Raw genomic sequence first — 12,802 nt, 5'->3', positions numbered from 1 at the left:
GCGGGCGCTGGCCGGGGTGGCACCGTTGGCTGACCGTGGGCGCGGTCAACAGAAGGGGAGATTCCGCGTCGCGTCAGGTTGAGCGCAGCGCGACGGATGCACGTCCAGCAGGTGCGCAGCGGCCGCCTGGGTTTCGAGGCTGCCAGTCTGTAGCGCGGCAGCCGGCCGGTCGCAGGCGGCGGAAAGGAGGTCAGAGTACGTTTCGAGACGGTGAAGGAGCTCGCGTTTGCCACCCTGGCGGTTGGCCGGGGTACGGAGCTGGTTGATCGACCCGACCAGCTGCTGGGTGCTGCAGCCCGCTTCTCTCAAGGCGCCGAGCGTGGGGCTGTGAAGGTGATCGCCCTGGGTGACCCGAGTCCAGATCAGCACGGTCGCGGTGTCACGGGTGGGAGAGGTTATCCCCTGGCGGAACGGCTGGAGGCCACGGCACAGTTCTGCCCAGTCATCAGCCGGAACCTGCCAGGACGAAAGAAGCTCCCGGCGTCGCCCGTATTGAACACGATCCGTGCCCCGGTCCAATTGGCTGGCGACGCTTTCGACGGACCGTTCAAAGCCCGGCCACAGATCCCGTGAATGCAACTCTTGCCTGATGACTTTGAGAGACTGCTGTGCGGTGTTCCACGGGATGCCGAGGGTCTTCGCGCAATCAGGCCAGGTACCTCCGCCGCTCATCTCCGCGAGCTTGAGTGCTGAAACACGCCGCAGGTGCCGCACCTTCCAGTCGGTGAGGTGCACCCAGAGAGGCAACAGATCGCCGAAGTGAGCGGAGAGCCACTCATGTGGCAGGAGAGCAGGCACATGCTCGATCCGGAAGTGGCCCTCGCGTGAGGGAAGGCTCTGTCGTGCGTGCCGGTGGCCACCGGCACGGTAGAACCCCTGATCATGGCACAGCAGGGCACGTGCCATCGAAGAGGAGACGTCCATGCGTCGCAAAGAGGCCCCGATATTGGCCGGATGGCGGCTGAACGCGGACGCAGCGAGCGGCCGGACGCGGTCGGCCATACCGGCGTCATCGCGCTCCTCGTGACCGAGGAGGCTCTCGGCGGCAACGAGCACCGCCGCGCACTCGGCCGGGTCCTCGGGGGCACCCCAGGTGATGGGATTGCGTCCGTCGGGCTGGGGGGTGCGGCGGCGAGCGACAGTGGAGGAGACGTAGCGGTCGATCAAGTCAGTCATCCAGGTTGAGGACGCGTATCGCGCACCGTCCGGCCAGCTGAGCCGGATGAGATGTGCAGCGACGATCAGATTGGGAAAGAAGTAGGGATCCGAGGCGGACTGGCCTCCAACGGCATCGGATCGACCAGGCATCAGACGCTGATCAATGCGACGCTGCAGGGCAAGCAGCAGGGACAGATCAGCCTCGGGCACGAGCTCGGCCCGGTGATCGTGGTCCAGGCGGGCAGCGCAGTGAGCGGCCCGATTTCCGTGAAATTTAGTCATAAGGCGTCGGCATTGAGCCGGGTGCAACCCGCTCGTGGTGCGGTGCGTGATCAGCCCTTGGCGCTCTGTATTCGTCGGCCGATTCGGTGTACCCCGACAACTCGGGCACGCGTGGGAGAGCAAGGTGCGGTGCGCGACGCAGGCGTATGAGACGGGCAGATGCCAGCGTAGTTTCCAGGGGCCGCCATATAGCGCTTGGATGGGACTTCCGTCCCCGGAAAGACAGGCGGCGCAGTATCGACTTGAAACGCTGGCGGCCCACGCCTTTCGCAGGGCAGTGGTGTTGCGGCTGCCGTCCATGCGAACCGATGCCAGGGGTGGATAGACGGCAGCAAAGGACGACAGGGTCAGGGCGTTGGCCTCCTCCACGTTCAAGCGGGTGGCCGTGGCGAACGGCCCGACCCGCTCCGCTGGCAGTGCGAGCAGGTACTCGCCTGGGAGACGATTTTGACGATGGACCAGTCCACACCGGCGGGCAACCCTGGCGGGCGAGCGCTCTATGCGGTACGCCAGCCGCAGGAGCAGGCTGGGCAGTGATTCCTCAGGGAGCGGACTGAGAGCGCGGGCCAGCGGCCGGGAGGTCACCTCCGTCAGCCAGTCTCGCCGGCTGCGGCGGGGCCATCGTCGTCGAAGACGGTGTTTCGGCCCTTCGGCTTCTTCTTCCCACCGGTGGGTTTGTGCGGCGGGATCTTGGGCTGCTCGCCGGACTCCGCGTCCAGGTCGGGCATGTCGCCGGGGGTGACGGTGAACTGGCTGAACAGCTCCTTCGTCAGCCGCTCGCTCTTGTCCTCGATGGCCCGCCGGCAGCCGTGCTGGACGAGCTTCTCCAGCACACCGACCACGCCGCCGGTGCGGTTGAACAGGTACTCGGGCATGTCGCCCCCGGTCAGCATCCCCTCGGTGTCGTTCAGCAACCGCAGGTGCCCCTCCAAGCGGGCCAGATGATCCAGCCAGGCGGCCATCTCCGGTCCGTCCGTGTAGCGGAACGGGTCGAGGTCCACGATCTGGAAGCGCCGCTCGTGCTGGCCGGCGGCGTGATCGTTCGGGCTGCGGCCGCGGTCCTTGATCGGCTGGTAGATCCATTCCAGGGTCTTGGGGTCGCGACGGCCCTCGCGCAGCAGGCCGGAGGTGGGGATGCCGACGCCGACGAGAATGAGTGTGACGGGCATGCTCATCATTTCGCGGATCAGGTCGAGGACGTCCTGGTCGGCTTCCCGATGGAGTTTGAGGCGGGTGATGTCGTCGATGACAAGCGCCCTGGTGGCGTGATCGACGATGGCCGTCTTGACGGTGCGTACCAGATCCTCCAGACGCATGCCCTTGTAGTCCTCGCCGTAGAAGTCGAGGATGCGCTGGCAGGTGGAGATCGGGGTGGCCTTGACCGGGCAGCGTACGTAGGCGACGGGGGCGACCAGGTCGCGGGTGCCGGGCATGGCGTCCGGGTTCATGTAGTTGTTCAGGGCCATCCACGTCTCTTCGAAGACGGCCAATGCCTCGCACACCGTCTCGGTCTTGCCCTGGGCGCCGTCGCCGTTGACCATGATGCCGCCGCGTGTGCAGGCTTTGTGGCTGAACGCGCCGTCCTCGACGCGGGCCAGGACAGCGTCGGCGACGCCCTCGCTCATCGGAGTCACGTCGATGGGCAGACTGCTGTGGGTTGCGAGCCGGTGCAGGTTGTAAAGGCGCTGCTGGCGCTTTGACTTGAGAGCGAACTCAGCTGCCGTCAGCACGGGCGCGGGGATGAAGACATTGCGGGTCGCGCACCAGCGGCGCCAGCCCTCCCAGGTGGTGCGGTCGATGGGCGGGCCAGGGAGAAACGAGGGACCGTCGTACGGGGGATTCACCGGCTGACCTCTTCCTCGGCTGGGGCGGCTGCCGCAGCACCGGTCTCGTCTGTGTCGTCGTCGAAGTCGTCGTCGGGCAGGGCCAGCAGGCTGGTGGCGCGCAGCCGCTCTGACAGGTCCTGTGGTGGCGGGATCGGGCGTTCGGGGACGGCGGCTTCACGTCGTCGTCGACGCTCGTTGGTGACCGCGTCCTGGCTTTGCTCGGCGCGCTCGCGCCAGCGCAGCGGGACGACCTTGCCGTCGTCCGAGCCGGTGCGCGCCGCGGGCACGGTGGTGGGTGCTGACGCGGCGGACACTGGCTGGGCCGCGGTGGCGTCGGCGGGGCGGTCGGCCGCGGCGGCCGCGGCCTGAGTTACTTCGCGGGCGTGCTCGGTGCGTTGCTTCTTCGTCAGCTGAGTCAGCCACTGATCGACGGGGATCTTCCCGCCGATGACTTCGAGGAGGACGGGCAGGAGCTCCTTGTCCGACTTCGGCGCCAGGCCGCGCTTGCGCAGTTCGCGCATGGCCTCGCGTACGCGGGCGTCACTGAAAGCGGGGAACTGCCCATCCTCGGGCAGGCCCACCCAACGCAAGGTGTGCCAGTCGTGCGTGAGCGGATCCTGGAAGAACACGAAACACGGATCGCGCGGGTCCCGGTGGATGACGTAGCGGTTCTTGGTTCTGCCGCCGCGCCGCGAGAGCTCTCCGCGGTACGGGTCCAGGGCCTCGCCGTCGTACCAGAGGTTCTTGATCTTCACGCCGCGCTTGCCGTGGATCATGACATGGTGGCTGGGCAGGAGCTGGTAGTACAGCTCGGGGGAGGGGATCCTCAGGGCGAAGCCGCCTTGTGTCATAGAAGCGGCGAACAGGCTGTTGGGACTGTGATCGCCGCCAGGATCCCAGCTCGGTGCGTAGGAGTCGAAGCGTCGGTTCTGCCAGATCCTCACGATCCAGGTGGCGATGATGTGTTCCATCTCCGCCACGGTCAGACAGGCGTCGGCCTCCGGGTCGACGCCGCGGTCGGCGGTGTCCACGCCCTGGTAGCCGAGCAGGAGAGCCAACAGCAGCGATCGGATGGCGCCGAAGGCGCGCTCCACGGCCTTCTTGTCGGTGGGGCGAAGCACCCGGCTGGGTTTGATGTTCGAGCCGAGGACCCGCTGGACCTCAACCAGGTGGTGGTTGCGGTAGACGGAGCCGTGGTCGGTGGTGACCGTCTCCGGGGCGAAGAACGGCAGTCCGGCCACCTCGTATCCGGCGAAGTCGGCCACCACCGTGCCTGGGACGCCGGGATAGGCCCACTGCATGTCCTCGCCCCAGTCCGGGCGCATCGGGAGTGGCATAGTCATGTCCCGCAGCACCATCGCCACGTCGATCGATGAGTCGGAGACCAGGCTGAGTCGGAACGCCACGATCGAATGCGTGTACACGTCGAGAGCCAGTGTGAGATGCACGGATACGGGATCGCCGAACACGTCTTCCAGGACCTTCACCGGCAGCACGGTGGTGTCCAGGGCCACCACCTGCCCGGGCCTGTGTACCACCACGTGCCGGCCCGTCGCGTACTTCTGCGCCATGGCCGCCGAGCGTGCGTAGCGCTGCCGCCCGCCGTTGGAGCCAAACCAGTTCCGCCACACCTGGCGCAGTACGTCGTAGCTGGGGACCTCGGTCTTCTCTCCGTAGGTCTCCCGTACGTACTGGTGGATGAGGCGCTCGCGGTCCCGAGCCGTCAGCTTCGCCCGCCGTAGGCTCTCATCACGCACGGCGAACAGCGCCTCGCGCACCTCCGGGGTGATCCGGTGCCCGGTCGCCTCTCGCAGCCACCGGTCGTCCGCGAGACCGATCGGCCCCAGCTTGCGCCGTGCGGTGTCCCAGCGCACCAGCGTCCTCACGCTCACCTTGTGCAGGGCCAGCGACTTCGCCAGCGCAGGATCCATCGCCCTTGCCCTGCGCAGCTCGGTCACTTCTGCCTTTCGGCGTTGCGTCAGCGTTGTGGTCTCCGGGTCGTACTGCGGGAGAGGCTCGTGCGGCAGTGCGGCGTCCGGATCGCCGCTGCGGTAGCCGGTCTCGATCTCCCGGATGTGTTCCAACCGCCGCATCACGTGGTCTTGTTGAACCGGCAGGAGGTCTGCCATCGACTTCGGCTGGCGGCCCTGGCTGGCGGCTGGGAGATCCTTGCGGGTCCGGGTGGACGGTCGGCAACCGGGGTGGTGGATCAGCTCGCTCAGCTGCACCTTCCAGGGTGCGCCTTCGTCGCCGATCAGTGTCACGTGGCCCAGATGCGGCAGACACGTCTCGACCCGCCACACCTCACCATCGATGATCAGTTCGGTGCCAGGCTCCAGCACCCACGTCGATGCCGTCTCAGTACTCATGACCGCACCCCGTGACGCTCTGAGGGTGCGAGCCGGATCAGGCTCGCGTCCCCGTACGGTGCGGAGAGGTCCGCACCGAGCTCTCTATGCCACAGGAGGTGTAGGGCATGGGCCCTGGCCATTGCGGGAATGGAGCACTGATCGACCAATTCCTGCAACGGAAGCGGCCCTTGGAAGGCAGCCGCACGCAGCTGGCCCTGCAAGTCGAGCACATTGGTCAACGGCCGTCGCTCGGCGGAGAAAGCGTCCACCGTCTCCCACACGTGCCGACGCCAGCCGGTCACCACGCCGTAGCGCCACCCGGCGGCCAACGCGGCCTCGAACGTCGCGGCGAACTTCAGCTCGTCCTCGGGGCGAACCCGACCTGCCGGCCGCACATCGATCACGAACGGACCGGTATCGGTCAGCAGCAAGTAGTCCGGCGTGTGATCCACCCGCTTGCCGCCCGCGTAGAAGCGCAGCCGGAACGGTTGAGAGAGCGCCTCACGTAGCCCGGCCGCGAAGTCGGCGACCATGAGCAGGCACTCCTCCTCGAAGCTCTCATAACCGTGGTGCCGGCACGTGGACACCATGTACTCGAGCCCGGGCCGGTGGTACTGGTCGGTCCGCCAAGTGAACCGACGCACCGGCACCGTGCGTCGGACGTCCACCTCGTTGAGGTCGCGCACAGAGTAGGTGGCGGCAGCGTCCCGCCCGACCTTCCACCTCGTCGTCCAGCGCCGGGACCATCGTTCGTCGAGGTCCAGCCTGTGCGCGTACTCGGTGAATCCCCGATGCAGGAATGCCAGATCCTCCAGGCGGCAGGAGTCCGACCACGTATCCCGCTGTGGTCCTTCCGGCACCGGCAGGACGGAGCTCGCCCTGAAATCCCGCATATGCACGTCCACCGCTCCTCAGCAGGTCGAACACGTCCGTCAAGACCAGCCACGACGCTACGGTGAGGAGCGCCCATGGCTCGACCGCATCAGCTTCCTTCACACGCACGAGTGATTCTGTATCGATGACAACAGAGCGGCTTGCGCGAAGGCTGATGGACTACCCCCACGGGGAGGTGGCCGTTGACGGCAAAGGCGGAGAGGCAGGAAATGACGGTAAAGCGCCCGTTGCCACGTGTTTTGGATCCGCTCCCTGGAGAGTCCCTGCCGGGATTGCTCCTTCGTGTGGCATTCCGTCTGAAACTGTCTCCCGAGCGTGTTGCTGAACTGTGCGGGCTTCGTGAGACGGGGGGAGCCATCCCCCACTTCTACCTTCGCTATCTCCCTGAGTCGCAAGTCACCGCGCTATGCGGCGCAGCCGGCTTGACAGCCGCGGAGGCCAACAACCTGACTCTTCGGCCCTTCGCGCGCGGCTTCCCGGCCCTGGCCGGTTCGAAGTGGGATCTGATTCGCACGGGAGGTACCGCGACGTCCAACTGGGGGGCGACCGTCTCGAGCCGGTACTGTCCGGAATGCCTACGTGGCGACGGCAGCGTGGTCCAGAACGCGTTCGGCGGCGCCTGGCAGGCATCGTGGCACCTTCCGGTGGTCTTTGCCTGTCTTCGTCACCGCCGCCTTCTAGAGCACCTGTGTCCCGTGTGTGAGCTGCCTGTCAATGGGACCAGGCGTGCGCAGCCCACCCTGATCAAGAACTCGCGGCTGATCGGTCTGCACCCCGCGCAATGCCGGAACACGCTGACCACCGGCAGGGGCAGCGGCAAGAGCGTCTGCGGTACGCGGCTCGACGAGCAACCAGGCGGCGGTGAGAGAGAGCTGTCGGCCGGAGAGTTGCAACGACTGTTGTCGTTGCAGAAGCGGATCATCGCCCGGCTGACGTCAACTGACCGCCCACGCGCTGGCGACCCGATGGGCATTTCGTTCTTCCCGGACCTGATCTCAACCGGTCATTTGATCAAGCTGACGTGGCCGATGGGTGAAACGTACATTCCCTCACAGGAGTTGGCGATGGTCATCGAGGACCATGCCGCGCCCGTGGTGGCGATGGTGCCGGCTCACCGCACCGGCGACACCGGTGCCGGCCTCAACAGCGTGCGCGCCGTGCCGGGTGACGCCGCTCAGTGTGGAGCCCTGCTCCTGGCCGCCGACACTCTGCTAGGAAATCGCGAGCTCGTCGCGCTGCGGCCCCGCATCGGCGCGTTGGCGAACGAAGCGTTCCGCACTTCGCCAAATCACGCCGCCAAAATCCTCAGGCAGGAAGAGAATTCAGACACTCTGGTTCATGCTTCCTTTCACCGAATGTACGGGGATTCTGGAAGGAGACGGCGCACCGCGGCCCCAGACCCCCGCTTTCGGATTGAAGAGATCCCCGCATATTTGCCACGCGACTCGTACGAGTCCCACATCCTCCCGATCATCCCTGACCTTGCGTCCCTGGGGCGTCGGGCACCCCGACTACTGCGTCGGGCCGTGTCGATCCGGCTGGCGCAACTGGTCACGGGCGGCACCTGGCACGCCAGCGGCGAGTCCCTGGGAATCCCCGCGAGCGGCACTCTGCACACTCTGAGGGTCCTGACACGGGAACTGGGTGAGTCGCAGCTGAGGTCTGTGTTCGAAAACGCAGTTGGCGAGATCGCTGACGAATTGGGGCGTGCTGCGGATCGTGTCGACTATGCGCACAGGCGCCGCAGCCTGGCGAAGTGGCGCCTGCCCCGGGGAGACTGGAATAAGCTTCGTGAGGGCCTCCCCAAGCTGGGCCGCGGACATACCTCAACCGACCCCAGAGTGGGCTCCATCTTCCTCTGGAGTGTGGTTACCCAGGGTGAACACCTCCACAGCCCGACGTTGCGAGAACACCGTGAGGCCGGAGAGGACACGATACTTCTCACCCTGGCCGCTGCCCGGTACGACTCGACAGATCTTCATGACTCGAGATTGCGGCTGTTGCAGCGACTGCGTCGCTATGCCTGCCTGCTCGCCCAGGCATGCGACCAGCAATCCGCACTGAGAGTGTCCGTGGACGAGGTCGCTGCCTTGGAGGGCTCCACAAGAAGGGGCGGTTTGCGTTGCGGGAGGGGTTGTTGACGTGCAGGATCCCTCGCAGTCTCAGAGTCCCTCGAAGTGCCCCGTGGAACTTTGTACGCCGTGCCGACAGGAGATCCGCGTCGCGCGCGAACAGGGTGAGCGCGAGGGTGGGTGCGCTGATGCTGTGTGCATGGAGATCCGCTTCGCCCGTACGGCGAAGCAGGGGTGGATCAAAAGCTCGTCGCCGTCGATGACAAGGAGTTGTTCTAGTCGCAAACTCGGGCAAGGCCCTCCGCCAGCCTCGCCCTCCGCACCGACGTTGGTGGAGCCAGCCTCCCTCCGCAGTGTCTTGCCACGAGGTACTCGAGGCCCGGCCGGACGGATCATCGAACCGGAGGCAGGCTGTTGGGCGCTACGGCCTGTGTCTGTCAATCCGCGACGCGGACCGCGCGTGCCGGGCGGATGGAGGCGGCGCGGCGGGCAGGGCCGACGGTTGCCAGGAGCGATGCGGCGAAGGTGGCCGCGGCCAGGCCGCCGATGCTGGTCCACTCGATGGGGAAGCCGCCTTCCAGGCCGGTGAAGGCTGCGCTGTTGGCGTACATGAGCCAGGTCGTGAGCACGCCGAGGAGGGATCCAAGCACGATTCCCTCCACGGCCACGAAGGCGCTCTCCCAGAGGAACGAACGTTGGACGGTCCGCGCCCGGAAGCCGAGGGCACGCAGGATGCCGATGGTGCGCCGGCGTTCGCGTACCGCCCGGACCATGACGACGCCCAGACCGGTGATACCGATGCCGAGGCCCAGGGCGAGGAAGCCCTGCATGAGGCGGAAGAACGCGGTGCTGGAGTCGAACTGGTCGCGGATCTCGGAGGCGATCGGCGTGGCGACCAGGCTGGACGACAACTGCTCGCCCTGCAGCTGGGTCGCCAGGGTGTCGGGGGAGGTGCCGGGGCGGGTGCTCACGAGGGCGGAGGCGTTCTGGGCCTGGTCGTCGAACAGCTCGCGCATGCCCCGCTCTCCCATCACCACGGGGTAGGTGGTCGAACTGGCCCCGGTGCCCGGGTAGAAAACCATCCCGTTGCTGAGCACACCGGCGATGACCTTCTGTTCGCTGCGCCCCGTCCGCGGGTCGGTGACGGTGAGGGTGTCGCCGGGGTCGTAGTAGTCGCCGGCCGGTCCGCCGGTGCTGCCGAAGAAGCCGTCGATGACGACGTAACGGGGATCGGTGGCGAGTGCGTTCCACACCGCGGGGTCGTTCGGCAGGCCGCTGAGCCGTTCGCGGAAGGTGATGCCGGTGATCGCTGCCTCGGGCACGCCGACGGCGGCGACGTCGAGCGGCTGGGTGCTGCGGTGCCCGGGGTCGGTGGCCCGGCCGGTGGCGTTGAGCAGCGGTGTCACCTTGGCGATTCCGGCGGCCGAAGGGCCGGTCCGCAACTCGGCGATCAGGCGTTCGCCCGCGACCTGAGGGTTGTAGTCGAGCCGCAGGGAGTAACCGGCCGTGGCGTCGGTGACGACTCCGTCGACTCCGGCGCGGAGGATGCCGGAGATCTGCGTCAGGAGGACGAGAACGAACACGATCAGCGTGTACATCACCAGCGTCGCGCCGGTTCGGAACCGCTTGGCCAGGGGGTACGCGACAGCGAGCCGCGCCGCCAGACCCGACTCCGACGGGCGCTCAAGGAACCGCCGCGCGGGACGGACGAGCGTCTTCTGGTTGTTGCTGACGAGTACGACCGCGGAGAAGGCCGCCAGGGCGCCCTGGACCACGTACACGGACATCGACGGCGTGTCGAAGATCCTCGGACGGACGACGGGTGCCAGCAGGGTCCAGGCGAGGACGGTGCCCGCCACGAGGGTGGTGGCCGCGTGCCGGGGGAGGACGCGCAGCAGAAGGGGCGTGGCGAAGGCGAGGGCGAGGGCCGGCATGAGGTAGGTCGCGTCGGGCTGGCTGCGTGCCACCGCCGGAACGGCCACGAGCGCGCACAGGACCGCCAGCGCGGTGAACACGACGAGCAGCCGTCGGCGCGGTTCGCGTCCGGGCGTCGTGGGGAGGTCGCGTATGGCGGCGATGATGTTGAACCTGCTGATGCGCACACTGGTCGCGAGGATCGCGGCGAAGGCGATGAGCAGGCCCATGGCCAGGCCGTTGACGACGCTGGTGGGCGTGACGGCGAAGGCGATCCGGATGCTGCTGCCGCCGACCGACCAGCCGCTGAAGATTTCGGCGGCCACCACGGCGACGCCCCAGCCGACGGCGACGCCGATGGCCACGCCCGGCACGGCGGACAGAAGCGCGTAGGTGGCTCCTTCGACGGTGAACGACGAGACGAGGCGCGAGCGCTTCATGCCGATCGCCCGCATCATGCCCATCTGTGACTTCCGCTCCTCGCCCAGCATGACGAAGATGTTCACCAGGAGCAGCGCGCCCGCGATGATGCTGAAGCTGCCGATCATCAGGAACAGCGCGCCGAGGGAGTCACCGGCCTGCTTGGCATCGCGCAGCACGGTCTGCTTCGGTGTCTCGATCGCTGTCTCCGCCGCGACCGGGCCCAGGGCTCGGCGGATGTCCGAGGTGACCTGCGGGGTCAGGGCGTTGCCGCTCTCGACCCCTCCCCGGTTGGAGACGAAGGTGACCGAGCGCGGCCCAGCGTCGGATGCGGCGGCCCGGGCCGCGGCATCCAGGGCTCCCGGGGCCAAGAAGGCGTCGCGGTTCAGTCTGCCGCCCAGGCCCACACCGGCGAGCCCCTGCTCCGGCACCACGCGGTCCACCCGGTAGGTGTGCGGAGTGCCGAACAGGTAGAGCGTGATCGGCTGTCCTGCTCCCACCCGTAGCGACTGTGCCAGCGGCGCGTTGATGACGACCTCGCCGGGCTCCGGATTCGGCCCGTCGATCCCGGACTCCCCGCCCGCCGCGCCGAAGCCCGATGCCTTGTCGAAGTCCATCTGCCAGGCGAGGACGCGTGGTTCGGCGACCGTCCGGCCGCCGGAGCGGGAAACGGCCGACGCCTGCGCGGCCTGCGCGCTCAGCACGCCGTCGATGTCGGGATCGTCGGCGAGGGCGGCCAGCCGCTCGGCGACCGTGCGTCCGGCTGGGCCGGGCGGGGCGACGACGCGCTCGTCCACGGGGCCCAGGGTCCGGTACGCCTCCTGGCGTACGGAGAAGTTGAGGGTGTCACCGACGACCAGGGCCCCGATGATGATGGCCGTCCCGAGTACCGATCCACCGGTCACGAGCGCGGCCTCGGTGCGCCGTCGGGCGAGCTGGCGGAAGGCCAGCCGGCGGGCGACGGGCTGACGGGCCGCGACCAACACCAGCGCCGTCAGAGCGAGCGCGAGGGCGATGAGAAGGGGGACCAGGAGGTTCGAATACATCGTCAGTCCCGGGATATGACTGGGCCTGTGAGCGGGACCCGCTGCTGGAGGTCGTCGACCAGACGCCCGTCGCGCATCCGGATCAGGCGGGGGACGCGTGCGCCGATGGCGCTGTCATGGGTGACCAGGACGATGGTCTGCTGCTCGTCCCGGTTGAGCTCGGACAGCAGGTCCATGACTTGGTCGGCCATGGCGCTGTCGAGGTTGCCGGTCGGTTCGTCCGCCCACACGATGGCGGGCCGTCCGGCAAGGGCACGCGCGATGGTCACCCGCTGTTGTTCGCCGCCGGACAGCTCGCTCGGTCGGTGCTCGACGCGGTGGGCGAGGCCGACCCGGTCGAGCATGGCCAGCGCCCTGCGCCGCGCCTCGCGCGGTCGGGTACCCACGAGCAGCAGGGGCAGTTCGACGTTCTCCACGGCGGAGAACACCGGGATGAGATTGAACGACTGGAAGACGAAGCCCATCGTGCGGGCCCGGTGCTCGGTGCGTGCGGCGTCCGGCATCGCGAAGAGGTCGCGCCCGTCGATCTCCACCCGGCCGCCGTCGATGTCGTCGAGCCCGGACAGACAGTTCAGCAGCGTCGTCTTGCCGGACCCGGACGGGCCCATGACGCCCACGAGCTCTCCACGGCGTACGACGAGATCCAGGTCCTCCAGAGCGGTGACCGCCACCGAGTCCGTCCGGTAGATCTTGCGGACTCCCGTGGCGACCAGGAGAGGTTGGTCGCTGTTCATGCCTTCCATACGAAACCCGCAAGGAGCGGGAAGCTACGGCCGTCCAGGCCCCAGTGGTGGGCCGAACGGCCCCTTGTGGCACGGAGGGGGCAGACCCGCACGGCC

General features: G+C 67.7%; 7 protein-coding genes and 1 pseudogene. 1 reads left to right on the top strand and 7 read right to left on the bottom strand.

Annotated elements, in window-relative coordinates:
* Positions 1-45: 45 nt before the first annotated feature.
* From ACFVYX_RS28140 to ACFVYX_RS28120, 5 genes and pseudogenes are all read right to left on the bottom strand, one after another.
* The gene (locus tag ACFVYX_RS28140; protein ID WP_389684340.1) at positions 46-1,440 is read right to left on the bottom strand and encodes a hypothetical protein; all 1,395 of its coding nucleotides are present in this window, start codon (positions 1,438-1,440) and stop codon (positions 46-48) included.
* 129 nt (positions 1,441-1,569) lie between these two features.
* Positions 1,570-2,025, bottom strand: a pseudogene (locus tag ACFVYX_RS28135) (TniQ family protein); the annotation flags it as partial.
* Positions 2,026-2,030: 5 nt separating this feature from the next.
* The gene (locus ACFVYX_RS28130) at positions 2,031-3,284 is read right to left on the bottom strand and encodes an AAA family ATPase (protein WP_389684290.1); all 1,254 of its coding nucleotides are present in this window, start codon (positions 3,282-3,284) and stop codon (positions 2,031-2,033) included.
* Complete coding sequence (locus tag ACFVYX_RS28125) at positions 3,281-5,635, bottom strand: transposase (RefSeq protein ID WP_389684289.1); 2,355 nt, start codon at positions 5,633-5,635, stop codon at positions 3,281-3,283. The genes ACFVYX_RS28130 and ACFVYX_RS28125 overlap by 4 nt, the downstream gene beginning before the upstream one ends.
* The gene (locus ACFVYX_RS28120) at positions 5,632-6,522 is read right to left on the bottom strand and encodes a TnsA-like heteromeric transposase endonuclease subunit (protein WP_389684288.1); all 891 of its coding nucleotides are present in this window, start codon (positions 6,520-6,522) and stop codon (positions 5,632-5,634) included. The genes ACFVYX_RS28125 and ACFVYX_RS28120 overlap by 4 nt, the downstream gene beginning before the upstream one ends.
* Positions 6,523-6,693: 171 nt before the next feature.
* Here ACFVYX_RS28120 and ACFVYX_RS28115 point away from each other — a divergent pair, with 171 nt between their 5' ends.
* A complete protein-coding gene (locus ACFVYX_RS28115) occupies positions 6,694-8,652 on the top strand; it encodes a TniQ family protein (protein WP_389684287.1) in 1,959 nt (652 codons plus the stop codon).
* Positions 8,653-9,020: 368 nt separating this feature from the next.
* On the opposite strand, the gene ACFVYX_RS28110 is transcribed toward ACFVYX_RS28115, so the two are convergent.
* Complete coding sequence (locus tag ACFVYX_RS28110) at positions 9,021-11,963, bottom strand: ABC transporter permease (RefSeq protein ID WP_389684286.1); 2,943 nt, start codon at positions 11,961-11,963, stop codon at positions 9,021-9,023.
* Positions 11,964-11,965: 2 nt separating this feature from the next.
* On the bottom strand, positions 11,966-12,697 hold the full coding sequence (locus tag ACFVYX_RS28105) for an ABC transporter ATP-binding protein (protein ID WP_389684285.1): 732 nt from the start codon (positions 12,695-12,697) through the stop codon (positions 11,966-11,968).
* Between the last annotated feature and the right edge of the window lie 105 nt (positions 12,698-12,802).

The organism is Streptomyces sp. NPDC058326, assembly GCF_042879855.1.
Lineage (GTDB): Bacteria > Actinomycetota > Actinomycetes > Streptomycetales > Streptomycetaceae > Streptomyces.
The sequence above is the reverse complement of the archived record's forward strand: the minus strand, read 5'-3'. Positions and strand labels throughout refer to the sequence as shown.

Coding starts and splice junctions, on each gene's coding strand:
- ACFVYX_RS28110 (WP_389684286.1), bottom strand. CDS start 11,963: ATGTATTCGAACCTCCTGGTCCCCCTTCTCATCGCCCTCGCGCTCGCT.
- ACFVYX_RS28105 (WP_389684285.1), bottom strand. CDS start 12,697: ATGAACAGCGACCAACCTCTCCTGGTCGCCACGGGAGTCCGCAAGATC.
- ACFVYX_RS28125 (WP_389684289.1), bottom strand. CDS start 5,635: ATGAGTACTGAGACGGCATCGACGTGGGTGCTGGAGCCTGGCACCGAA.
- ACFVYX_RS28140 (WP_389684340.1), bottom strand. CDS start 1,440: ATGACTAAATTTCACGGAAATCGGGCCGCTCACTGCGCTGCCCGCCTG.